Origin of the sequence: Flavobacterium gelatinilyticum (assembly GCF_027111295.1) — a bacterium.
Classification (GTDB): domain Bacteria; phylum Bacteroidota; class Bacteroidia; order Flavobacteriales; family Flavobacteriaceae; genus Flavobacterium; species Flavobacterium gelatinilyticum.
Genome location: NZ_CP114287.1, coordinates 3,797,174 through 3,821,259, shown reverse-complemented (window position 1 = coordinate 3,821,259; position 24,086 = coordinate 3,797,174). Strand labels below are relative to the sequence as shown.

General features: G+C 35.5%; 17 protein-coding genes. 4 read left to right on the top strand and 13 right to left on the bottom strand.

Translation table 11 applies throughout. The features are described from left to right. Positions 1-55 precede the first annotated feature (55 nt). The 5 genes from OZP11_RS16160 to OZP11_RS16140 all read right to left on the bottom strand — a co-directional run bounded on the left by OZP11_RS16160 (position 56) and on the right by OZP11_RS16140 (position 7,155). The gene (locus OZP11_RS16160) at positions 56-1,522 is read right to left on the bottom strand and encodes an OmpA family protein (protein WP_281231586.1); all 1,467 of its coding nucleotides are present in this window, start codon (positions 1,520-1,522) and stop codon (positions 56-58) included. 113 nt (positions 1,523-1,635) lie between these two features. Next, positions 1,636-2,829 (bottom strand): glycine C-acetyltransferase, encoded by a 1,194-nt coding sequence (kbl, locus tag OZP11_RS16155; RefSeq protein ID WP_281231585.1) that lies wholly within the window; start codon positions 2,827-2,829, stop codon positions 1,636-1,638. 81 nt (positions 2,830-2,910) lie between these two features. Further along, positions 2,911-6,066 (bottom strand): UvrD-helicase domain-containing protein, encoded by a 3,156-nt coding sequence (locus OZP11_RS16150; RefSeq protein WP_281231584.1) that lies wholly within the window; start codon positions 6,064-6,066, stop codon positions 2,911-2,913. A gap of 165 nt (positions 6,067-6,231) precedes the next feature. Next, positions 6,232-6,828, bottom strand: coding sequence for a lipoprotein signal peptidase (locus OZP11_RS16145; RefSeq protein WP_281231583.1), 597 nt, complete (start codon positions 6,826-6,828; stop codon positions 6,232-6,234). A gap of 120 nt (positions 6,829-6,948) precedes the next feature. Further along, entirely contained in the window at positions 6,949-7,155 is a 207-nt protein-coding gene (locus OZP11_RS16140) for a hypothetical protein (RefSeq protein ID WP_281231582.1), read from the bottom strand. Between the two features lie 176 nt (positions 7,156-7,331). Between OZP11_RS16140 and OZP11_RS16135 the strand changes: the two genes are divergently transcribed. Together OZP11_RS16135 and OZP11_RS16130 are read left to right on the top strand one after the other, a co-directional pair. Beyond that, a complete protein-coding gene (locus OZP11_RS16135; RefSeq protein ID WP_281231581.1) occupies positions 7,332-7,688 on the top strand; it encodes a roadblock/LC7 domain-containing protein in 357 nt (118 codons plus the stop codon). Positions 7,689-7,721: 33 nt separating this feature from the next. Beyond that, positions 7,722-8,102: a hypothetical protein gene (locus OZP11_RS16130; protein ID WP_281231580.1), complete on the top strand. Its 381-nt coding sequence runs from the start codon at positions 7,722-7,724 to the stop codon at positions 8,100-8,102. Positions 8,103-8,341: 239 nt separating this feature from the next. On the opposite strand, the gene OZP11_RS16125 is transcribed toward OZP11_RS16130, so the two are convergent. The 7 genes from OZP11_RS16125 to gdhA form a co-directional block, all read right to left on the bottom strand. Further along, a complete protein-coding gene (locus OZP11_RS16125) occupies positions 8,342-8,722 on the bottom strand; it encodes a TraR/DksA family transcriptional regulator (RefSeq protein ID WP_012022792.1) in 381 nt (126 codons plus the stop codon). Between the two features lie 7 nt (positions 8,723-8,729). Next, positions 8,730-12,131, bottom strand: a complete 3,402-nt coding sequence (gene ileS / locus OZP11_RS16120; RefSeq protein WP_281231579.1) for an isoleucine--tRNA ligase — start codon at positions 12,129-12,131, stop codon at positions 8,730-8,732. Between the two features lie 204 nt (positions 12,132-12,335). After that, complete coding sequence (locus OZP11_RS16115) at positions 12,336-14,255, bottom strand: hypothetical protein (RefSeq protein WP_281231578.1); 1,920 nt, start codon at positions 14,253-14,255, stop codon at positions 12,336-12,338. Positions 14,256-14,311: 56 nt separating this feature from the next. Further along, positions 14,312-16,201, bottom strand: coding sequence for an outer membrane protein assembly factor BamB family protein (locus tag OZP11_RS16110; RefSeq protein WP_281231577.1), 1,890 nt, complete (start codon positions 16,199-16,201; stop codon positions 14,312-14,314). Between the two features lie 125 nt (positions 16,202-16,326). After that, the gene (gene recO / locus OZP11_RS16105; RefSeq protein ID WP_281231576.1) at positions 16,327-17,040 is read right to left on the bottom strand and encodes a DNA repair protein RecO; all 714 of its coding nucleotides are present in this window, start codon (positions 17,038-17,040) and stop codon (positions 16,327-16,329) included. 66 nt (positions 17,041-17,106) lie between these two features. After that, positions 17,107-19,392, bottom strand: coding sequence for a type IX secretion system anionic LPS delivery protein PorZ (porZ, locus tag OZP11_RS16100; RefSeq protein WP_489886118.1), 2,286 nt, complete (start codon positions 19,390-19,392; stop codon positions 17,107-17,109). A gap of 131 nt (positions 19,393-19,523) precedes the next feature. Continuing rightward, positions 19,524-20,867, bottom strand: coding sequence for an NADP-specific glutamate dehydrogenase (gene gdhA, locus OZP11_RS16095; protein WP_281231575.1), 1,344 nt, complete (start codon positions 20,865-20,867; stop codon positions 19,524-19,526). Between the two features lie 321 nt (positions 20,868-21,188). On the opposite strand from gdhA, the gene OZP11_RS16090 reads away from it, so the two are divergent. Next, a complete protein-coding gene (locus OZP11_RS16090) occupies positions 21,189-21,980 on the top strand; it encodes a THC0290_0291 family protein (protein ID WP_281231574.1) in 792 nt (263 codons plus the stop codon). A gap of 82 nt (positions 21,981-22,062) precedes the next feature. On the opposite strand, the gene OZP11_RS16085 is transcribed toward OZP11_RS16090, so the two are convergent. Next, the gene (locus OZP11_RS16085; RefSeq protein WP_281231573.1) at positions 22,063-23,205 is read right to left on the bottom strand and encodes a cystathionine gamma-synthase; all 1,143 of its coding nucleotides are present in this window, start codon (positions 23,203-23,205) and stop codon (positions 22,063-22,065) included. A gap of 104 nt (positions 23,206-23,309) precedes the next feature. On the opposite strand from OZP11_RS16085, the gene OZP11_RS16080 reads away from it, so the two are divergent. Further along, positions 23,310-24,053 carry a DUF3298 and DUF4163 domain-containing protein gene (locus tag OZP11_RS16080; protein WP_281231572.1) on the top strand — a complete coding sequence of 248 codons (744 nt, stop codon included), beginning with the start codon at positions 23,310-23,312 and terminating at the stop codon, positions 24,051-24,053. Positions 24,054-24,086: the final 33 nt, after the last annotated feature.

The following is a 24,086-nucleotide window of genomic DNA, read 5'->3' as shown; positions in this document are numbered from 1 at the left end:
AATAAAAAAAGCCATTCAATTAAGAATGGCTTTTCAATATTATTTACAAAGTAAATTATAGTTTACCTTGGAATTTAGAACCTACGTGTTTAATTTCAGTTCTTCTGTTTTGTGCTTTACCTGCAGCAGTTTTGTTACTTGCAACTGGTTGAGAAGATCCAAATCCTTTAGCTTCTAAGTTTTCAGCGTTAACACCTCTTTCAACTAAAGCGTTTAATACAGCGTTAGCTCTATCTTCAGAAAGTTTTTGGTTTACTTTAGCAGAACCTGTACTATCTGTGTGTCCTTCGATGCTGAATTTAGCGTTAGGGTAGTTTTTAAGGATTTCTTTAATAGCGTCTAATCTAGCTGGAGTTTCTTTGTCACCAGTTTTGAAAGTAGCTTTTCCAGAGTTGAAGTAGATTGCTCTAGCTTGAACTTTAAGATCTTCTAATGCTTGAGAAGTTACTTCTGGACATCCTCTGTTACTTGCAGGACCTGGAACTGTAGGACAGTCATCATCTTTATCTAAAACACCATCTTTATCAGCGTCTAAGAAAGGACAACCACCATTTTCTTTAGGACCAGCAACTGTAGGACATTTGTCATCTTTGTCAGCGATTCCGTCACCGTCAGTATCAGGACAACCTTTTAAAGCAGGTAAACCAGCAACATCTGGACAAGCGTCATCTTTGTCAGCAACACCGTCTCCGTCTCTATCAGGACATCCGTTTAATGCAGCTAAACCAAATTCGTTTGGACAAGCATCTGAAGCATCAACGATTCCGTCACCGTCAGTATCAGGACATCCGTTGAATTGTTTTAGACCAGCAACATCTGGACAAGCATCATCTTTGTCATAGATTCCGTCTCCGTCAGTATCTTTACCTCCGAATTTGAAAACTAAACCAGCAGTGTGTTGGAAGTGAGATGGAGCGTCTGGAACACCAGCTGCATCTACTCTGTCTCCACTAACTGACCATTTGTATCTTGTAGCTAATTCAAGACCAATAGCATCAGTAAACCAGAAAGTTAATCCAGCACCTGGGTTAACAGTTCCGTAGCTGCTATCTCCGAAGAAAGTATAACCACCACCTACAGATAACGAAGGATCAATCACTTTAGATTTGATTAATTCTTTGAAGCTGTATTTGATAGTAGCATCAATTCCGTAGTACATTAAGTCACCTGGATTCTCTACAACCATACCTCTTGCATCATGACCAGCAGCAGTTGGGTCAAAAACAACAAATTTGTCGATTTTGTTAACAGACCCCTGTAAACCTACAGAGAAACCGCTTCCAACGTATCTAGACACACCAATGTAAGATAAAGAAGGAAGGATATTCCAGTTTCCTTTTACATCAAATGGCTGAGAAAAGTGTGCCGGGAAAAAATCTACATGCTCTGGACTTGCACTAGTCCTTGTATCCACGGCATTAACCCCAAAAGAGATCGCCCATGGATTGTTACTGTCTTGCGCGTGAGAACTTAAACCCATCGCCATCATCACAGCAACTAAAAGTTTGTTAAGATGTTTCATACTTAATTTTTTTAATTACAATTTAGTTAATTACAAGCAAAAGTAACACCAAATTTTTTAAATACAAAATCAAATGTTAAAAAAAACCTACAAAAAAGCACTAAACGTGGTAATTATATAACTTTTAACATTTTACCTGTTAATATAAATGCTTCGATTGCCTTGTCTAAATGTTCTTTGGTATGGGCTGCAGACAACTGTACTCTGATTCTCGCTTTATCCTTTGGAACCACAGGAAAGAAAAATCCAATCACGTATATACCCTGCTTTAAAAGTTCATTTGCCATTACCTGAGACAACTTTGCATCGTACAGCATAACCGGTACAATAGCTGAATCTCCATCGATAATATCGAAACCTGCTTTTTTCATTCCTTCCTTAAAGTAGTTCGTATTCCACTCTAACTTATCTCTAAGAGCAGTATCTTTTTCCAGCAATTCAAAAACTTTAATAGAAGCCCCTACAATAGACGGTGCAAGTGAATTTGAAAATAAATAAGGTCTTGAACGCTGGCGAAGTATTTCAATGATTTCTTTTTTGGCTGTTGTATATCCTCCCATTGCACCGCCTAAAGCTTTACCAAGAGTTCCTGTAATAATATCAACACGCCCCATAACCCCTTTTGCCTCAAGAGTTCCTTTTCCGGTTGCACCAATAAATCCAGCAGCATGGCATTCGTCAACCATCACCATGGCATCGTATTTATCAGCAAGATCACAGATTTTATCCAACGGTGCTACTAAACCATCCATTGAAAATACACCATCTGTCACAATAAGTTTAAAACGGGCACCGGCTTCATTAGCTTTTATCAACTGCTGTTCCAGATCTTCCATATTGCTGTTTTCGTAGCGGTAGCGCGCTGCTTTACACAAACGAACTCCATCAATAATAGAAGCATGGTTTAAACTGTCTGAAATTATGGCATCGTTCTCCCCTAATAAAGGTTCAAAAACCCCTCCGTTCGCGTCAAAAGCTGCAGCATATAATATAGTATCTTCTGTACCATAAAAGTCAGCTATCTTTTTTTCTAATGTTTTATGAATATCCTGAGTCCCGCAGATAAAACGTACAGACGACATCCCGAAGCCATGTGTATCCATTGCATCTTTAGCTGCCTGAACTACTTCAGGATGAGATGAAAGACCTAAATAATTATTAGCACAAAAGTTTAAAACTGTTTCGCCTGTCGAAATCGTAATTTCGGCACCCTGAGCTGATGTTATAATTCGCTCTTTTTTGAAAATTCCATTTTCTTCAATTGTCTGCAGCTCACTTTGCAGATGTTCTTTAATTTTACCGTACATTTTTAACTATTTAAAACGTTAAATATTAACAACTTAACCATAAAAAAGCTTCGTTATTCCTTTAACATCTGATTAATTTTTTCACAAATTTACCACTTCAATTTCCGATCCTATATATACCAAAACCCTTTTTAACACTTTATATCCTAAATCCTCAACAGCATCTTGATATTCCTGAATTTGCTGTTTGTATTTTGGATTTATGGCACCAGTTTTATAATCCAGCAGATAAGCTTCTTTACTATCTGTCAATACAACCCGGTCCGGTTTTAGAATCTTGCCTTCTTTTTGAACTATTGTCTGTTCGTTCAAAATTTTATACTTTCCATTAAAACATATATTCAGTTCAGGATGTGTTACTATATCCCGGAGTGTTTTCAATACTTTTTCAGACTGTTCCATAGTAATCAATCCGTTTTCCAATGCTTTTGTGAGTGCCAGATCTACATCTGATTCATCTTTTACAAAAGCCAGAATTTCATGCACAATGTTACCATACGAAATTGCCTCCTGCTGATGTGTTCCCCACATAAGAGCTTCACGCTGGGCAATTTTTATATTTTTAGGATCAAGCACTTCTTTTACAACAGGAATTGTTTTTACCAGATCAACTGTTTTTTCTGATTTTGAAAGCCGGGTTTTATTCCCAAATTCGTATTCTAAAATTTCAGGCTCATAATTTCCTTTGTGGATCAGATATTTAATAAAATAAGAAGCCATATTATTAGGCAGTTCTCCATCTTTTCTTTCTTTTAAAGCTTGCGAAATAATGTAAAGCTGTTCTTCTGCACGGGTTAGTGCTACGTATAAAACATTTATATTATCCAGTAATTCTTCCTGCTTTTTTGAATTAAAAACAACTGCGGCACTTTCGCCAAAACCTTCCACTGCACTGCTGTTATCAATTAATGCTTTTGGAACACCAAGATCTGATTCTTCTGTATCCAGCCAGAGTTTATCTTTTGGCTTTCTATTATAATCTTCTTCTGCAAAAGGCATAATTACAACCGGAAATTCCAAACCTTTTGATTTGTGAATGGTCATAATACGAACTGCATTATTGCCTTCGGGCGACGGAATGCTGAATTTTTCCGAATTCTTATCCCAATACACCAAAAAGTCGGCAATTCCGGCCTGGTTTCTCATATCGCGCTCCAAAACAATATCAAGAAAAAACTGCACATAAGCATTTCCTTCTGACGGAAGTATGAATTTTGAAATAATAATTTCAACAGCTTCGTAAAGTGATTTTTTGCGGACATTTTCAAAAGAAAGCGAAACATCAAAAGTCTGAAGCCATTTTTCAAATTCTTCTTCAATTTTATGCGACATTCCAAGCGCAATAAAATCATGTACCGGAATTTCGGGTTTTAAGCTATTAGCGAGGGAATTTAAAAAATAAGCCTTGGATTCTAAATCGGCACCGTTATTTAAATATTTCAGAAGATGAATTATAAGTCGCACTTCTGTCGCATTCTGAATCATTAATGTTTCTGAAGACAAAAGCGGAATATTCTGTTCGGTTAAATAATTAGCGATCGCGACTCCCTGCCCTCTTTTTCGGGTCAGAATTACGATATCTTTATATTCAAAACCTTCCCTGAGAACTTTTTGAATCGTATTCAGCGTTGCTAAAACGTACAAATCTGATTTTTCAACCGGATCTTCATCGTCAGCTTCATTTTTTTCTATAATGGGAAGAAATGAAATATTTACATAACCGCCTTTTTTTGAATTGGTATTCTGAAAACTATGATTCTCGTATAAATCTTTATAATCATCGTTTGAAAATTCAGAAGAAATCAGTTTAAAAAACGCATTATTAAATTCAATTACTTCACTGTAACTTCTGTAATTGGTATTTAAATGTTTAATGACTTTATCCGGATTTACAAACGGATTCACATCTTTGCTTAATTCGATAAACTGCTCCGCTTTTCCGCCGCGCCATCTGTAAATAGACTGCTTTGGATCGCCTACAATCATTAGAGTTCCTTTATTTCCAAAATCATCCAAACCTGAAAGAGAGTTATCGATAAGCGGAATCAGGTTATGCCACTGCATTTCGGACGTATCCTGAAATTCATCTATAAAAAAGTGCCGGTAACGCTCGCCCAGACGCTCATAAATGAAAGGTGCAGGCTGGTTCTGAATTTCGCGGTGAATAATAGCATTAAACTCTGATATAGAAAGAACATTTTGTTCTGACTGAATTTTAGCAAGTTCGTTGCTGACTGTATTTAATAAAGAGAGCGGTGTAATATTTTTGAGAAAGGCTTTATAAAAATCTCTTTTTTCAAAATTCTTATAAATCTTCACTAACATCTGGAGTAACTCAGGAATAATACTTTCAATAATCGCGCGGTCTTTGGCCGTTTTATTTATCGCAATATCATCGAATTCATGAAAAGTTTTATTTCTTGGATTAAATTTACCGTCACGAATATTTTCCAGGTGATTTGGAAATGTACCTCTCGAAAAAGATTTCAAATCAATTCCGTTTTGATCTATCAACGAAAGTGCTTCAATTGCAAACTGCTCATTTTCGGCTTCGAGGTCCTTGCACAAAACCAGCATTTTCTTTTTTATCTCGACAAATTCTTCAATTGTTTTATCATTAAAATGAAGAATTTCATTTCGGTTATTTTCATTCAAAACCAAACGTCCTGTTTCTAAGATTTCTCTCGAAACATCCCAGCTTTTATCGTCATCGGTTTTCTCCATTGTAAAATCGATCAGCAGTTTGGTCAGTGTTTCATCCTGGCCTGCCTGAGCAATAATAGCATCTACGGCCTCTACCAAAAGATTTTCAGTATCCAGCGTAACGTCAAAAGTCATAGGAAGATTCAGATCATGAGCAAAAGCCCTGATAACTTTATGCGTAAATTTATCAATGGTCGAAATATCAAAAGCTGCATAATTATGAATTAAGTGCTTGATGATGTTTTGGGATTTTACTTTTAGCTGTATAACCGAAAGACCTGTATCGCGCGACAAATCCTCCATTAAATCCACTGCTTTTGCCGAAGGTTCGTCTTTGGCAAATTCAGACAAACTTCCCACAATACGGCTTTTCATTTCGTGAACCGCTTTATTGGTAAAGGTTATTGCTAAAATATTCCGGTACGCATCGTTTTTGGGAGACGAAAGAATAATTTTCAGATATTCTTTTACCAGAGTATAGGTCTTTCCTGATCCTGCAGAAGCATCATAAATAGAGAAAGACGGACTTTGCATAAGCTTTGGTTTTTGTATTGTAAAAATAGTACAATAATATCAAATCCCAATAATGTGAAACTTTCAAATTCTAAAAAATAAAAATTCCAAATACCAGCATCTTCTCTTTTATTGCAAAGAATATTGGTATTTGGAATTTAAAATTTTATCGATTCTAAATTTTTATTAATGTTTTGGAAACGCTCGTTTATTAAATACTAATAAAATTCCGACTCCGGTAGAAATTGCCATATCGGCAACATTAAAAATAGCATTAAAGAACATAAAATGTTTTCCTCCAAAAAAGGGCATCCATGACGGAAGCTCACCTTCCCAGATAGGAAAGTAAAACATATCTACAACTAGACCATGAAACCATGTTCCGTAAGGCTCCGAAGAAAATAGTGTTGCAAGATTATGTGTACTGTCGTCGAAAATTACACCATAAAAAACAGAATCAATAATATTTCCTGCTGCTCCGGCGAGTATCAAAGCTATTGAAACAATCAAATAAGCTGAATGACGTTTTTTTACAGCATCTGCCAACCAATACCCAATTCCGAATACGGCAAAGATTCTAAAAACAGTCAAAATTAATTTTCCGTATGCTCCCGGAATTTTTGTTCCCCAGGCCATGCCTTCATTTTCGATAAAATGAATTCTAAACCAGTCAAAAATTACAACTTCATCACCCAAAACAAAATTTGTTTTTACGTAGATTTTTGAGAGTTGATCGATAATTAATACTAAAAATATAAGGAGATACGCTTTTCGTAATGACATTTTATAATTTTTTTGGATGCGCAAAAGTAATAATTTAATCAACAAAAAAGCCCCCGAGGGAGCGTTAATTGTTTTGTAATTTAAATATGCGAATGTATTTCGTTTGAAGCTGTTATGGAATTATTTCTTTTTGGCATCGTTTGCAGGGCTGTCTGAAAAGAAATCCGAAATGGATTTAAAGATGCCTTTACTTTCTTTTCCGGCTGCTGCTCTTTTGGCTTCAGCCTTCTTTACATCAGCTTTGAACCTGACGCGTAATTTTTCGAATTCTTTCATTCTGTGTTCAACATCAGAATTCACATCTTTGAATTTCAATACTTTAGCCATTGTGTAAGTTTTTTAAGTAAAAAAATTAAATATTTAACGATTTGCTTTTACAATAATACATATTTTAAATTATATTTGTTAATAAAAATTAACACTTGTTTAGAGCAAAACACAACAAAACCCAGAAACACTGCTAAAAATGAATTAATTTTAACACTTTCCCTAATCCTACAAATATGAATGAAATAACTACTATTCTAAACAACTTTTTGGTCAACACTAAAGCAAGCGCTGCTTTAATCTTAAATGGAAAAGGAAAATTAATCACTTCTCTGAACCTTGACTACGGCGACAGCATTGCCGCTATGAGTGCCGCAATTTTATCCATGAGCGAAAAATTTTTAATTGACCTTGAAAAAGGCTCCTTGAAACAACTTTATTTAAAAAGTTCTGAAGGTGTTATAATTGGCAATAAAATAAGCGGTTCTAATTTTGTTATTGTTTTTTCAAAAGAAGGCAGTAATTTAGGCCTGCTAATGCATTCAACAGAAGAACTGTCGACTGAACTCAGCAAAAATTCCCTTTTAAAATAACATAATCTTTTAACCACCCTAATTCCAAAAACTATGAGCAACGACTTTTTAAACGTGTTTTTGAATGAAATGAAAACAAACGTAAACGGCTTTATAGCAGTAGCAGTAACAGAAATTGAATCAGGATTGAGCTTTGGAAATATAACCATCGATCCTGCCTTTGATCCTGAGCTGGCAGCGGCTTATAACTTAGAAGTTGTAAAAGCAAAACTGAATGCCGTAAAAGCTTTGAACTTAAACCAGGACATCGAAGATATCCTGATTACGCTTTCAAATCAAATTCACATTATTGACATTTCGCCAAACAAAAAATTCATGATTTACCTTGCAGCAGATTCTGCTAAAGCAAATCTTGGAATGACAAGAGCTGTATTAAGAAAGCACAAAGCTGATCTGGAAAAAAATCTTGCTTAAATTTTTCATTTAAATTAGAACTGCCTGAAAACGGGCAGTTCTAATTTAATTTATTTTATTCTCACTTATTTCCTCCTTTTACCTTTCTTACAAAAAGAAAAACTTCTTTTTTCAGGACGGCTGTTACTTTGTAATCAAATTCTCCCAAAACAGCATCGTTCGCGCCAATACCTGAATCACTAAAACATTAAACAAAAAAACGCCCCTGAAAGGAGCGCTTATTTTGAGTATTTTTTTTATTATCTCTGCAAGTTTTTAGCTTCGATACTCATTGTAGCATGAGGAACGATTTTAAGCCTTTCTTTGCTGATTAATTTACCCGTTACTTTGCAGATACCGTATGTTTTATTTTCAACACGGAATAAGGCATTTTTTAAGTCACGAATGAATTTCTCTTGTCTGATAGCCAACTGTGAGTTTGCTTCTTTTGACATGGTCTCACTTCCTTCTTCAAAAGCTTTAAAAGTTGGAGAAGTATCGTCAGTTCCGTTATTCAAATCGTTCATATAGGCACTTTTGATCAAATCAAGATCTTCCTGTGCTTTTTTTATTTTTGCCTGGATTATTTCTTTGAACTCTGCTAAATCTGCATCAGAGTACCTTGTAATTTCATCTATCATTTTATAACTATTTTGAAATTAATATCATTGTTTTAATATCATCAAACTCAATTTCTGTGCCGTTTTCCAGAGCGTCAGCAAAAGTTAAGCTATCTGTTAGTGTCTCAGACTTAATATAGTCTTCATTTTTTGAAACAGCTTCTTCTAAAATACCGTCTCTTTTTATTTGAACTTTAATCTTATCCGTAACTTCAAATCCTGAATCTTTACGAATGTTCTGAATTCTGTTTACTAATTCTCTTGCGATACCTTCATTTTTTAATTCTTCGGTAAGTGTAATATCAAGCGCAACTGTTATTCCGTTTGAATTCGCAACTAACCATCCTTCGATATCCTGCGATGTAATTTCGACGTCTTCTAATGATAAAGTTACATTATTTCCGGCAATAACAATATCCAGCGTTCCCTGCTTGTCCAACTGATTAATCTGATCTGCAGAAAAACCTTGTATCTCTTTAGAAATCAAGCCCATATCCTTTCCAAAACGTGGCCCTAATGCTTTAAAATTAGGTTTAATCTGCTTTACCAAAATACCCGAAGCATCGTCTAAAAGTTCAATTTCTTTTACGTTTACTTCCGCTTTTACCAAGTCAGAAATAGCTTCGATTTCGGCACGCTGATTCTCGTCAAGTACCGGAATCATTACCTTTTGCAGAGGCTGACGAACTTTTATCATCTCTTTTTTACGCAGTGATAAAACTAAAGAAGAGATCGTTTGCGCCTTCTGCATTTTGCTTTCCAACGTTTTATTAACAAAGTTTTCGACAAATTTTGGAAATTCTGCCAAGTGAACACTAGCAAAATCCTCACTTCCCGTAGAAGTTGTTAAATCGCGGTACAATTTATCCATAAAAAATGGAGCTACCGGAGCACTCAATTTACTGATTGTAAGCAAACAAGTATAAAGCGTTTGGTAAGCGGCAATTTTATCTTTTGCATATTCGCCTTTCCAGAAACGACGACGGCATAAACGAACGTACCAGTTACTTAAATTCTCCTGAACGAAGTCAGAAATCGCTCTTGTTGCTTTTGTAGGCTCGTAATCTTCGTAGCATTCGTCAACAAATTTTATTAGCGAATGTAATTCAGAAATAATCCACTGATCGATTTCAGGTCTTTCGTTTAACGGAATTTCAGCTTCTGCGTATTTAAATCCGTCGATGTTAGCATATAACGAGAAGAATGAATAGGTATTGTAAAGTGTTCCGAAGAATTTCCGTTTCACCTCAGCAATTCCTTCAAGGTCAAACTTCAAGTTATCCCACGGATTTGCATTCATAATCATATACCAGCGTGTAGCATCTGGACCGTTTTCTGCAATGGTTTTAAATGGGTCTATCGTATTTCCTTTACTCTTAGACATTTTAATTCCATTTTTATCCAAAACAAGACCGTTTGAAACTACGTTTTTGTATGCTATTTTATCAAAAACCAAAGTTCCGATTGCATGCAAGGTATAGAACCATCCACGAGTCTGGTCTACTCCTTCTGCAATGAAATTTGCTGGAAAATCTTTGTTGTCATCAATTTTTTCTTTGTTTTCAAAAGGATAATGCCATTGTGCATACGGCATTGCTCCAGAATCAAACCAAACGTCGATTAGATCACTTTCGCGCTTCATTGGTTTCCCTGAAGCCGAAACTAAAGTAAGTCCATCAACCACATTTTTGTGTAAATCGATTAAATCGTAATTAGTCTCAGACATGTTTCCGATCTCAAATCCTTTAAACGGATTTTCTTTTTGGAAACCTGCTTCGATCGATTTTTCGATTGCATTGTACAATTCTTCAACAGAACCGATAATAACTTCTTCTGTTTTATCTTCTGTTCTCCAAATTGGCAACGGAATTCCCCAATATCTAGAACGAGATAAGTTCCAATCGTTGGCATTTTTAAGCCAATTCCCAAAACGTCCTTCACCAGTAGATTTAGGTTTCCAATTGATAGTTTCGTTCAGGTCGAACATTCTATCTTTTACATCGGTTACTTTGATGAACCATGAATCTAGAGGATAGTATAATAACGGCTCGTCTGTTCTCCAGCTGTGTGGATAACTGTGCACGTATTTTTCAACTTTAAATGCTTTATTTTCTTCTTTTAAACGAATAGCGATTTCAACATCTACAGATTTCTCTGGAGCTTGTCCTGCATCATAATATTCATTTTTAACATATTTACCAGCCAAATCACCTAAATGAGAAGTGAATTTTCCTTGTAAATCTACTAATGGAACCGGAGTTCCGTTTTCGTCTAAAACCAACATTGGCGGAACTTCTGGCTTTGCTTCTTTTGCTACTTTAGCATCATCTGCACCAAAAGTTGGAGCTGTATGCACAATTCCGGTTCCGTCTTCGGTTGTAACGAAATCGCCAGAGATCACTCTAAATGCGTTTTCAGCATTTTCATAAGGCAATACGTAAGGCAATAATTGCTCATAACGGATTTCTACTAAATCTGCTCCTTTTGCTTCGGTTAAGATTTTGTACGGAAGTTTTTTGTCGCCATTTTTCACATTATCAAAATCAGCGTCGTCTTCACTTAAGAAAAATCCTTTTCCGAATTGTTTTCCAACTAAGTTTTTAGCCAAAACAACATTGATTGGCTCAAAAGTATATTGATTGAAAGTTTTAACTAAAACATAATCAATTTTTGGACCCACTGTCAAAGCGGTGTTTGACGGAAGTGTCCAAGGAGTTGTCGTCCAAGCTAAAATGTGGATATCTCCAAAACCTTGCAAAAATGAAGGCAAAGTTTCCGGAAGCGTTTTAAACTGCGCCACAATTGTAGTATCCGTAACATCACGGTAAGCTCCAGGCTGGTTTACCTCGTGAGAAGACAATCCCGTTCCTGCTTTTGGAGAATATGGCTGAATTGTGTATCCTTTGTACAACAAACCTTTATCGTAGATTTGTTTCAAAAGCCACCAAACAGACTCCATATATTTTGGTTTATAAGTCACATACGGATCTTCCATATCAACCCAATATCCCATTTTTTCGGTCAAATCATTCCATACGTCGGTATAACGCATAACGGTTTTTTTACACGCTTCGTTATATTCTTCGATAGAAATCGTTTTACCAATATCTTCTTTTGTAATTCCTAATTCTTTTTCGGTACCCAATTCTACAGGCAAACCGTGAGTATCCCATCCGGCTTTTCTTTTAACCTGAAAACCTTTTTGAGTTTTATATCTGCAAAAAATATCTTTAATCGCACGTGCCATTACGTGGTGAATTCCTGGTAATCCGTTTGCTGAAGGCGGACCTTCAAAAAATACGAAAGGCTCAGCACCTTCGCGAGTTGTAACACTCTTTTCAAATATATTTTCTTTCTTCCAAAAATCAAGAACTTCAGACGCTACTGTTGGTAAGTCAAGTCCTTTGTATTCAGTAAATTTTGTACTCATTTTATCCTTTTCTTAAACGAGGTGCGAAAGTAAGGAATTTTGCCCTATTGTCCATCAATTTCTTTAAATTTCACAAACTTTTGTTGGGATAATAGATACAAAAACAGAAGAATTGGTTACTTCTTGATATTATTCTCATTTTTTTGAGTTGAGAAATCAAAAAGCAACCAATTCTTCAAATGGTTTATTCAAAAAGTTTATTTCTTATTTAAATCCTCCAAAATAGACTTCTTTCATGAAAATTCTATTTCCAAAAACCGGATTTACTTCAACCTTTTCACGGATTTCCTGATAGAACGTTTCTCCGTTAAAGTCTTCAATTTCGTAATTGATTTTATGCGGAACCTTTCCGGAATTTAATCCGACAAGCGGACGATAATCGCTGAAAAGTTTTCTTTCGAAAAAGCTTTTGTTACCGTTATCAAATTCGGTTTTTTCGGTCGAAACGATATTAAAATTCTCTTTATCAATAAAAACATGAAAATCTGTTTTCGGAATACTTCTGTTACCTGAACTTAATGTTTTTTCAAAATAATTTAAATGATAACACAATCTGCCTTCGTACATTTCGTCGTTTAACATTTCGAAATTATTCCAGAGATCCAGTCTTAAATCGGTTAAAAAGTTTACTAAATCAACATTCTTGGATAAGTTCCCGTAATCATAGGCTGATAATTTGTTCCATTTTGCATTTACACCTGTTTCGCGGTCATCGTGATTCCATGCTTCTGCACCGTTTACGATTTCATAATAGTTTTCAGGCATTTTTTTCTTTAGAAGATAATTCGTGTGAGTTGCCCATCTTTCTTCTGTCTGCGGAATATTGGTTCCTTCTATCGAAAGTTTAGATAATACATGTGCTTTTTCTACTTTTTTCAAAGCCTGGCTGCCGCCAAGATTATCCACCACTTTTGCCAGAAGACTTGCGTTTAACTGGTACGGAATCGAATCCAGAAGATTATGTCTGTTCGTTTTTGATTTTTCCAGTTTTGCTTCACGGTTCGATTTTTCAATTTCCCAGTCAGCTTCCTGCTGTTGTATTTTTTCAAAAAAGGCCAGTCTTTTTTCTTCTTTTTCTTCTTCCATTTTAAGTCCCAGTTTTTTAAGTTCTACAAATCGCGAATTGTGGGCTCTTAATCTTTTATCAGCAAAAACAACTTCGTTTACTTTTTGAACAATTGCTTCGCCTCTTGAATCTTGTTTATCGTTTTCGATAAGCAGATTAGCGTACATTAATGCTTTTTCTTTGTTTTCAAGTAAAAAATAGGTTTCGGCTAAATTATTGGTCACAATAAAACGAATGTTTACGTTTTGCGGTGAAGGCGGATATTTTACCAGTAAACTTTCCAAGTATTGCAAATGCGGCGTAAGCAGTTTTTCATCTAATCCTTTTTCAAGAGTTATTTTTTGCATCTGAGCCGTAATTTCATTTTCAAAAGCCTGCATTTGAGCATATTCTGAATGTCCCTTTGAAGTTACAAACTGAAACCGCACTGTTGCTTCACGTTTCGAATATCCAAGTTTATAATTTAGAAAATCCTGAATTCTGTCTGCGGTTTTATACACCACATTGTCAATTCCAAGACCTACATCACTGTAATCAGAATTTTTAACTGCAGTTCTTATTTTTTTATCATGTTCAGATGCTGCAATCTTCACAGCTCCCAGACTATTTCCCACGCTCATAGAATAAGATTCTGAACCGCCAAAATCCTTTGTAAGTAATAGTTTGTCTCCGTATTTGACATCCACTTTTACATTCGTAATATAGTTGGAACGTGCGCTGTAACTCCACTTACTTTTTTCTTTATCATACGTACTGTCTATCTGCATCTCTGTATATCTGGGCGTTGCAAAAGTCAGGTAAATTTTAACCTTTCCGTTTACCGGATCTTTTATAAATCCTTTAATATCAAAAAAATGCTTTTTTAAATTCGATTCTTCTTCCTGCAGGGATTTATCTATCTGATAAAAAGCAGTCTGAGTTAAAACATTATCCAGAACAGGAAATTCCGGATATTCGATTACCGGTATATAGAATTTCTTCTTCTTGGAGCTTATTTTTTCTTGTGCCTGATTTGAAGCAGCTACAAGCAAAGCTATTAGGAGTAGTATTTTTTTCATAGGCAAAAAAAAGCCATCAGAATCAGATCCTGATGGCCATTGATTTTTTTAAATTTTTATTTTTTATTAAAAATCTGAATTGACTTATCAGAAACATAAAAAATATTCTGAGTTGCCGGGTCAATTTCGTAAACTGGCTGGTTGTTAGTGAAGATGATTTTATCAATTTCTTTTCCATCCGTTTTACTTACTTTAACCAAAACTTTTTCTCCTGAATCTGCTTTTGCAAAAATATAAGAGAAGTCTCTGTTTTGTTTCATAGCGTTGAAACGAGAATTAAACTTAGCTGCAACGATTCCAAGTGCTGCAGATCCTGCCGCGTATGTTTTTGCCTGATCCTTATTTGTTTGATCTCCTTTTGCAACTGCAGTTCTCATGTTACCATCAGAATCGCGATATGTCATAGTTAGATCAGCACCTTTAACTGAACTTACTGCAGAACCAACACCTAAACCAATACTTCCTGCAATAGCGGCACTTTTAAGTAAACGTCTTCCTGTTTCACCTGGCTGGCTGTATGTTAAATGGTATTTAATTGTTCCATCCATGTTAACTCCCATTACCTCAACCGGTCCTGAAAGAACAACTCCCCAAGGGAATAATTCGATGCTGTTTAATTCTTTCTCTTTTTTAACATTTACTTTAGCAAACGGATCCGGTTTGTCGCTGATGCTTGGATCGAATTTGTATAATTTCTCGTCGTTGTAAACTAAGTAAGAGTTTGTAGACTCATCGTAAGTTGGCAGTACCGGACGGTTTTTATCAAAATTGATGTTACGTTTCCAAAGTTTAACTCCCGTTTTGTAGTCAACCATGTTTCCGTAAGTACCTGTAAGATACATTACTTTTTCACCAACTTTTCCTAAGTAATAGATTGGGTCTTCTTTATCATCTGAAATTTCGATGAATTTTTTCCAAAGTTTTTCTCCGTCTTTGTTGATTAACATCATTTCGTTTTCAGCAACATATAAGAAATCCTGATCGATTGGAATAACTCTTTTCAATCCGTCCCCGCGAGCGTCTTTTTTCCAGATTTTTTCTCCAGAATTTAAGTCATAAAAGTTAAATCCGCTGTAGTGTGCAACTAATAACTTTGTTCCCCAGTCTTCAAGGTAAACAACTCTTTTAGTTTTGATAGATTCTTTCCAGATACTTTTTCCGTTTTCTGTGTTCAATACATTTAAGTATTGTTTGCTTGAAAAAGTTCCGGCATTATTAACTACAACAATGTTTTTGTCGTTTTGAGTTAAATAGAATTTAGAATAATCTTCTTCACCTTTCCAGTTTAATTTTCCCGAATTTCTGTCGAAAGAGTATAGTTTTCCGTACAATAAATAATAAATTACAGATCCGTGAACGGTTGCAATATTAGTGTTTGCAGATTCTTTGAAAGAAAAGCTGAATAATGATTTTGCTTTATCTACAGTTGTATTCCATTTTAATTCACCTGTTTTCATATCCAGTAAAGCGATAGCCATATCTCCGTCTTTTTTCAAAGTAAGCAGATACTCATCTGTTTCAGGAATAAAATCTGATTGCGTTACCCAAAAAGATTCTTTTGATGAATTGTACACCACTTTACCGCTGTCAGTATTGATAATGATGTATTTGCTGTTGATATAAGCCTCAACGTAAGGGCTTCCCGGAACGGTTGTCAAAGCACTTTTTTCTTTGAAAACTTTTCCAAAATCAGGATCTGTTAAAATGTCTCCTGCAGATGCTGTTCCAAAATCATCTTTTGTTAATGTCCAAACCACTTTTTTGGTTTCAGGATCCAGACCTTTAATTGTTCCGCCTTCTTTAAAGACAACAATTCCGGTGATTCCATTCTGAACCATATCCTGGACAGTGTTTTCTGTAGTAACTATTTCATCATACTTTCGCTGTGCAAAAGACGAAATCGAAACCGTCAGAAGTAAAATAATCGAAAAGGTAATTTTCTTCATGGTAGATTTTTTTTAATTGTTGGTTATTACGTATTTATGAGAATTTGCATCCTACTAAAAAAGGTAAACGGGGGATCTTTTTTAATAAAAAATTACTGAGCAAATATATAAAAATAGCAATGCGGTTATGAAAAAATTTCCTTCAAAATATCGAGTGACTTAGGACGCTTAAAACCCTCTAAATGAGAGCTGTAAAAATCAATCAAAACCTTAAGTAGTATTTGCCTTTCAATTACATGAAAGATTTTCTGCGAGGTATCGAACTTTAAATCGATTAGTTTTTTTAACAAATTGGTTTCGTGCTCAGAAAGAGCCGTTGAAGTATGGAACAAAGTAAAAATACCTTCTTTCATTTCGAAGTACGGCAAATCTATTTCGGATACATCCGGATAAAAGCCTAAATACTTTGTTGCTTCCAGAAGTAAAATCAAATGAAAGTTGGCAATTTCATTGTGTGTATCAAGCCAGGTAAGTGCTGTTTCTAAAAACAAAAAAAGAGATTCGTTTTTTTCTTCTTCCTGTATAGAATAATGAAGCATCTCCGACAAAAACATTACGATTGTGCTTTTAAAAATATCGGTATGAATAGTCCGAAACGGAACTGCGGTTTTAATTTCTTTAAAGTTTTCTAATGTGCCTTTGTTTTTATGAACGGCTTCAATCTCTAAAATCGACAATGGCTGAAAGTAAGCAATTTTCTGGCTGGCTTTCCGACTCGAAAAAGCATCCCTTACAAAATAAGACTTCAATCCGTTTGAAAGCGTAAAACACTTAACTACAAGACTTTTCTCTTGAAATTTTAAAGATGAAATTACTATTGCTTTGGTTTTGACTAACAAAATTTGTGTGTTTTTTGTTTGAGGTTCAACTTTCAAGCTCGAGAACTTAAAACTGATACCAATAAACTAACGAATAATCATAACTTTCTTAACCTTCGTTTCGCCGCCGTCTTGTGCTGAGATAAAAATCATATACACGCCTGAGGAGACTTTATAACGCCCAAAGGCTGTAGTATCCCATTCGATTGTTCCGCCTTCTGAAGTGGTTTCATGAACCAGATTTCCTTCGATATCAGTTATTTTTACATTTGCTTTATCTAACAATCCGGCCACTTTTACTGTTCCTGTAAAATTTGGCCTGACGGGATTTGGATATACATACACATCATTCAAATTGTCATTTGCTCCGGTCGCAATTCCTTTAAAAGAAATCATTCCTTTGTTAGTCACAATAAAAACCTCACCGCTGGCACTGTTAATTTTAATATCGTTTATGGTATTACTTGGCAGAGGCGAATTATTGATCGTAAAATGATATTTTGTTTCCTGTCCGTTTGGCGACACCATAAAAACACCCGAATCTGCTGTACCAATCCATTTATTATTGGCGCCGTCAACTGCAATCGAAGTAACAGACTGCTCGTACATTAATTCCTGCGCCAGATTATCATCCATAATAATAATTGGATTTGCTTTGAGCTGGCTTTCGGTTTGAAAATTGCCTACATTAGACAAAACACGCAGACCTCGTGTTGTACCAATCCATAACTGATTTTTAGTATCCAGCGCAAGCGATCTCACATCTGCAAATGGTAAATTTCCGGCATCTGCTCCAACCGTTATTTTTTTGAAGATATTGTTACTTTCATTAAAAGCAATTACACCGTCGCTGCTGGTTGCCATCCATTTTGTGTTGTTTTTGTCAATAACAATAGCCGCATAATTTAGTTCTGTAGGATTATTTAAAACGGTGCTTATAGAATATGTCTGCCATTGTCCGTTAGTTTTTAAAACTTTGAGCCCGTTTTTGATACGGCTGTTGGTTACCCATAAATTTCCTGCTTTATCGAATGCATTTGCGTTTATACGAATGTCGACATAATTAGGATCGCTGGTTGTTAAACTTTCTAAACCGCTGTTTTTATCATTGTACAATAAACCCGGAACATTGTCTTCTATTTTTAATAATCCCGAAAAGAAAGAACTTGCATAAACTTGTCGCTCATTATTTGGATTAACCAAAATACGGGTAATCGATTTTGCCCCTAAAACTTCTGAATACGGAATATTCAACCAGCCCGAACCGTTGTATTTACTAATGCCGTAGCTGTCTAAACTGTACGGATCATAATTGGCAGTATAATCTCCGTAAACAGCCCAAAGTGAATTTGGCGTAACATCAATCGAAAAAATATTATTTTTAAGAGGACCCGGCGGAGTAGAATTTTCAAAAACACTCATATTGGAAAGACTGCCGGAAAAAAGCCCTTTTTCTTTGGTTCCGATATAAAACACATCGCCGGCAGCAGATGCACAGGTTAAAGTTAAATCAGGTTCCGGAAGCTGTGAGTTTGAAGCCTGACGGCTTAGGACCAATTGATTATTAAAAACATAAACCGACTCTGCCGTTGTTACAAATAAATTATGATTCGCCGCATGAAAAGCCGATGCTGCTCTTGGCAGCTGCATAATACTCACAAATGAATTTGAATTGTAACGATGAATATTTCCGCCTGAATTAATTGCAGCAAGTTCAGTATCCAAAGCTGCAATTCCTCTCCAGTCACCTGTATTTAAGATCGCCCATTGACTATAATCATTCAGGTTTGCGTTGGTAATATCAGCTCTCTTGATCCCGCTCGAAGTTGCGGCAAAAATAAATCCGTTGTAAAGAGCAGTTTGCCGTACACTAATTTCATTTCCGGTATCGCCTATAAAGTACGTATCGCCAAATTGTGATGTTGACAAATTAAACTGTACGATTCCAAAATCGCACGAAACATATAAGAAACCATTATGTTCCATTATATGATTTATTTTCTTCAGGCTTGGCTGCAGCTGTTTATTGATAATATCTACTTTTTTTACAATACCATTATCTGCATCATTCACCAGAATCATCAAACCATTTTCGTAACCTATAATTGTTTTTTTGAAAGCGGCGCTGTAATATATTGCCGATATGGTTTGTCCCGAAAGTCCTTCGACTGTTGTAATTGTTTTTAAAGTATTTGATGCTGCATTCTTAGAAAACAAGGCATTTTCAGATGCTGCGAAAACCGTAGTTGGAGATTCTGAAATATCTTTTATTTCATTAAACGAAAAATGCCCCTGCCATGACAACTGGTTTTGGGCAGAACCAAATTGAAAAAGCAATAAGCAGGTAATAAACCAAAAGTTGTTCTTCATCATAAAATACATTCTCGGATAGACAAATATACTACAAACGAAAGTAATAGATTTTTGTTCTGTGGTAAATAAAAAAATGCTCCCGATTTATCTTTTTAGAGACAAATGAGAGCATTTTTCAATTGTAATTAATCTTATACTACACCCTGAGCAAGCATAGCATCGGCCACTTTTACAAATCCGGCAATGTTCGCTCCTTTTACGTAGTTAACATAACCATCTTCTTCTGCACCGTATTTTTTACACTGGTTGTGAATTCCAACCATGATTTCTTTTAATCTTAGATCTACTTCCTCGCTCGTCCAGTTTAAACGAATAGAGTTTTGTGTCATTTCTAATCCAGATGCTGCCACACCTCCTGCATTTGCTGCTTTTCCGGGAGCAAAAAGAACTTTATTATCCAGGAATAATTTAATGGCATCCAGAGTAGAAGGCATATTAGCGGCTTCTGTTACACATAAAACACCATTATCAATTAATTTCTTTGCATCTTCTCCATTTAACTCATTTTGAGTTGCACACGGAATTGCGATATCTACTTTTACTTCCCAAGGGCTTTTTCCTTTATGGAATACGGCATTTGGATATTTCTCTAAATATCTTTCTGCTCTGTTATCTCCACTTGCTCTCATTTCGACCATATGATCGATTTTTTCGCCAGAGATCCCTTCTTCATCATAAATATAACCATCAGGACCTGAAATAGTAACAAGTTTTCCTCCCAGTTCATTTACTTTTAAGGCTACTCCCCACGCAACGTTTCCAAATCCCGAAATCGCTACTCTTTTGCCTTTAATTTCATGTCCGATTGTACGAAGCATCTGGTCTGTAAAATAAACCACCCCGTAACCGGTAGCTTCAGGTCTGATTAATGAACCACCGTAAGCAAGACCTTTTCCGGTTAAAACTCCTGTAAATTCATTTCTGATTCTTTTATACTGCCCGAATAAGTATCCGATTTCTCTGGCTCCTACCCCGATATCTCCGGCAGGAACGTCAAGATCAGGACCAATATGACGGCATAATTCAGTCATAAACGACTGGCAGAAACGCATAATTTCTCCATCAGATTTTCCTTCAGGATCAAAATCAGAACCTCCTTTTCCGCCTCCCATTGGCAGTGTTGTCAAACTATTTTTGAATACTTGCTCGAAAGCCAGGAATTTTAAAACTGATAAATTCACAGTATGATGAAATCTGATACCGCCTTTGTACGGACCAATTGCTGAATTCATTTGAATTCTAAAACCTCTGTTTACAACTATTTCGCCTTTATCATCTACCCACGGAACTCTGAAAATCACCGATCTTTCCGGTTCGGCTATTCTCAATAGTAAATTTTTTCCGTCGTATTTTTTTCTCTCAGCGATAAATGGAATTACTGTTTCTGCAAATTCTCTTACTGCTTGAAGAAATTCTGGCTCGTTTGGATTTTTTGACTCAACCAGAGCCATAAATTCATTTATTTTCTGTTCCATTTTTAAATAAATTATTCAAATAATCGTTTTTAAATCAACTAATTATAACAAGAAAATACGCTTAAGAAAACGTTTTCGTTATAACAGGCAAAGATATATTAAAATGGATATGTTTTGTTATTTTTTTTTGTTTTTAAGATAGAATTGTGTTATTTTTAAACAAACCTAAAAATACAATTTCACACTTCCGAAATTACATCTAAACAGTATACTTAAAGTCAGAAAATTAAGTGTTTTGTTACTAATTGTTTAATAGAGGAATTTTATATTTTGTTTGGATAAGGTTTTTTATATATTTGCCAATATTTTCAAAGCCAAAACATGTTTAAACACCTATATATCAGAATTTTCGCCTTACTGGGCGTCTCTACAATTGCTACAGCCCAATCTAATCTTGCACATGAGATTGGAATTTTTGCAGGTCCGGTAACTTTACAGTCTGATTTTGGGGAAAGAAATAACTTTGACACAAATTCCGGAAATGCAGGTTTTGGTATTGGATTCGCTCATTGGTTAAATTTTTCCGCTGCTAACAACAGAGATCGTTTCTTTGCTGAACATTTTAAAGTGAGATCTGAACTATCTTTCAACAGAACTAATCTTAAACATTACGGAGAGTGGGTTGAAAGAAAACCAAACGGACTATTTGCTCAGCAGCTAAAAAACATGTACGCCAATACTACCATTATTGGATTAGGATCTCAGTTAGAGTTCTCTTTTATAAAAATACATGATTTTGAAAATTCAGTTGGGTCGTTAAGTCCCTATTTAAGTGCCGGATTTATGGTTAGTTATTTTTCTACCAGTATCGGGTCAAGACTGGGGAATGTATTGCATCCGGCCATTATTCCTGAAAAATATTTAACTCCATCAGACGGACGTCCTCACGGTTTTTCTAATGAAAACGGAGTAGTACTTTCTGCAACAGCAGGTCTTGGTGTGCATTACAAACTCACTACAATGAGTGATTTAATGTTTGAAACAAAATTCCAAATGTACAATTCTGACTGGATTGACGGATTAAATCCTAACAAAGACCTTTACAAAGAAAATAAGTCGAATGACTGGCAGGTTTGGTTTAACTTTGGATATATCCATTATTTAGAGTTCTAAAACAAAATAAACTCCAATTAAAAAATCCCAAATTCCGAATGTTGAAAAAACTGGAATTTGGGATTTTTTATATTTGGATTCTTTAAGCCAGAGCTTGTTCCAGATCTGCAATTAAATCTTCAGCATCTTCAATACCAACACTTAATCTCACTAAATCATCGGTAATTCCAACTTCGGCTCTTTTATCAGCAGGAATAGAGGCATGCGTCATTAATGCCGGATGATTTGCCAATGATTCCACTCCCCCCAAAGATTCTGCCAGTGTAAACACTTTTACTTTTTCTAAAAACGCTACAGCATCTTCTTTTTTACCCGATTTAAAAGTAAAAGAAACCATACCGCCAAAAGCTTTCATTTGTTTCTTTGCAATTTCATGAAACGGATGATTTTCTAGTCCCGGATAATAAACTGTATTAATTTTGGGATGTTTATTTAAAAACTCCACTACTTTTTCTCCATTTTCACAATGTCTCTGTACACGTAATGCCAGCGTTTTGATTCCTCTTAAAACTAAAAAACTGTCCATTGGACCTAAAGTCGCTCCGGTTGCAAACTGCTGAAAATGTAATTGTTCGCCCAGTGCTTCATCTTTTACAATTAAAGCTCCGGCAATAACATCAGAATGTCCGCCTAAATATTTTGTTGCTGAGTGCATTACGATATCGGCACCTAAATCAAGCGGTTTTTGCAAATAAGGTGTTGCAAAAGTATTATCAACCGCAAACCATATTTTATGTTCTTTGGTAATTTTAGCCACTTCGGCTATATCAGCCAGTTTCATTAACGGATTTGTAGGCGTTTCGACCCAGACCAGTTTTGTATTTTCATTAATAAGCGACTTAAGTTTCGCAATATCGGTCATATCAACAAAATGGAATTTGATTCCCGAATCCTTATATATTCTTGAGAACATACGGTACGTTCCTCCGTATAAATCATCCATAGCGATTACTTCATCGCCGGCTTTAAATGACCTTAAGATACAATCGGTCGCCGCAAGACCAGATGAAAAAGCCAGTCCTCGTGTTCCGTTTTCAATACTTGCCAAAGCATTTTCTAAAGCCGTACGGGTTGGATTTGAAGCGCGGCTGTATTCGTAATCCGCCAAAGGTTTCCCCGGGCTCGTCTGAATAAAAGTTGAAGTTTGATACACCGGAGGCATAACAGCTCCTGTACTTGGATCATGATGCTGGCCACCGTGTATTACTTTTGTATTGAATTTCATATAGTTATATTTTTTAAATCCTTAATTCTTTTACAAATTTACCTTTTAATTTATTTTATCGGGATACAACTTCTTACCTTTGTAGATAATTAACACTTTTTGATATGAAAAATTACATATTTACAATCTTATTGTGTTTGATTTTTACAAGTTGCAAAAAAGAGCTTTCATTTGACAATGAAGCGTTTGAAGAAAAATCCACAATTCCGTGCAAGAATGATTGCCCGAATATCATAATAGAAGTCCCAATTGCTAAAAATAAAAAAATTGTCGCCGACAGTATCAACAAAAAGGTTTTTGCTGTTATAAAGGATATTCTTTATTTTGGTGATGATTCAACTCAGGTCAATGATTATAAGTCTTTGACGAAAGCTTTTATTGCCTCTTATGAAGAAATGCACAAAAAATTCCCTCACGATACTTTTGGATGGGAAGGAAAAGTAACAGGAAATATTGAGTTTGAATCGGATCAGGTTTTAAACATCAAACTAGATCATTATACCTTTACAGGAGGTGCTCACGGTTATCAGGGTTTCCGCTCTTTATTGTTTGATAAAAAAAACGGAAAAACCATTTTTAACGATCAGTTGTTTAAAAACGAAAAGGAATTTAAGGCTTTCGCCGAAAAGGAATTCCGGGCTAAATATAAAATTCCGCAAAAAGCCAATATCAATGCCACCGGATTAATGTTTGAAAACGATCAGTTTCAACTGCCCCAGAATATTTTTTACACCTCTGAAGGTTTGCTTTTATATTACAACTCTTATGAAGCCGCGTCGTATGCAGATGGCCCGAAAGAAATTTTGTTTCCATATGAGAAAGTCGCGAAATATTTGAAATTTCGATAATGTTACGATGCATCTCTACAGAAACAACATCAA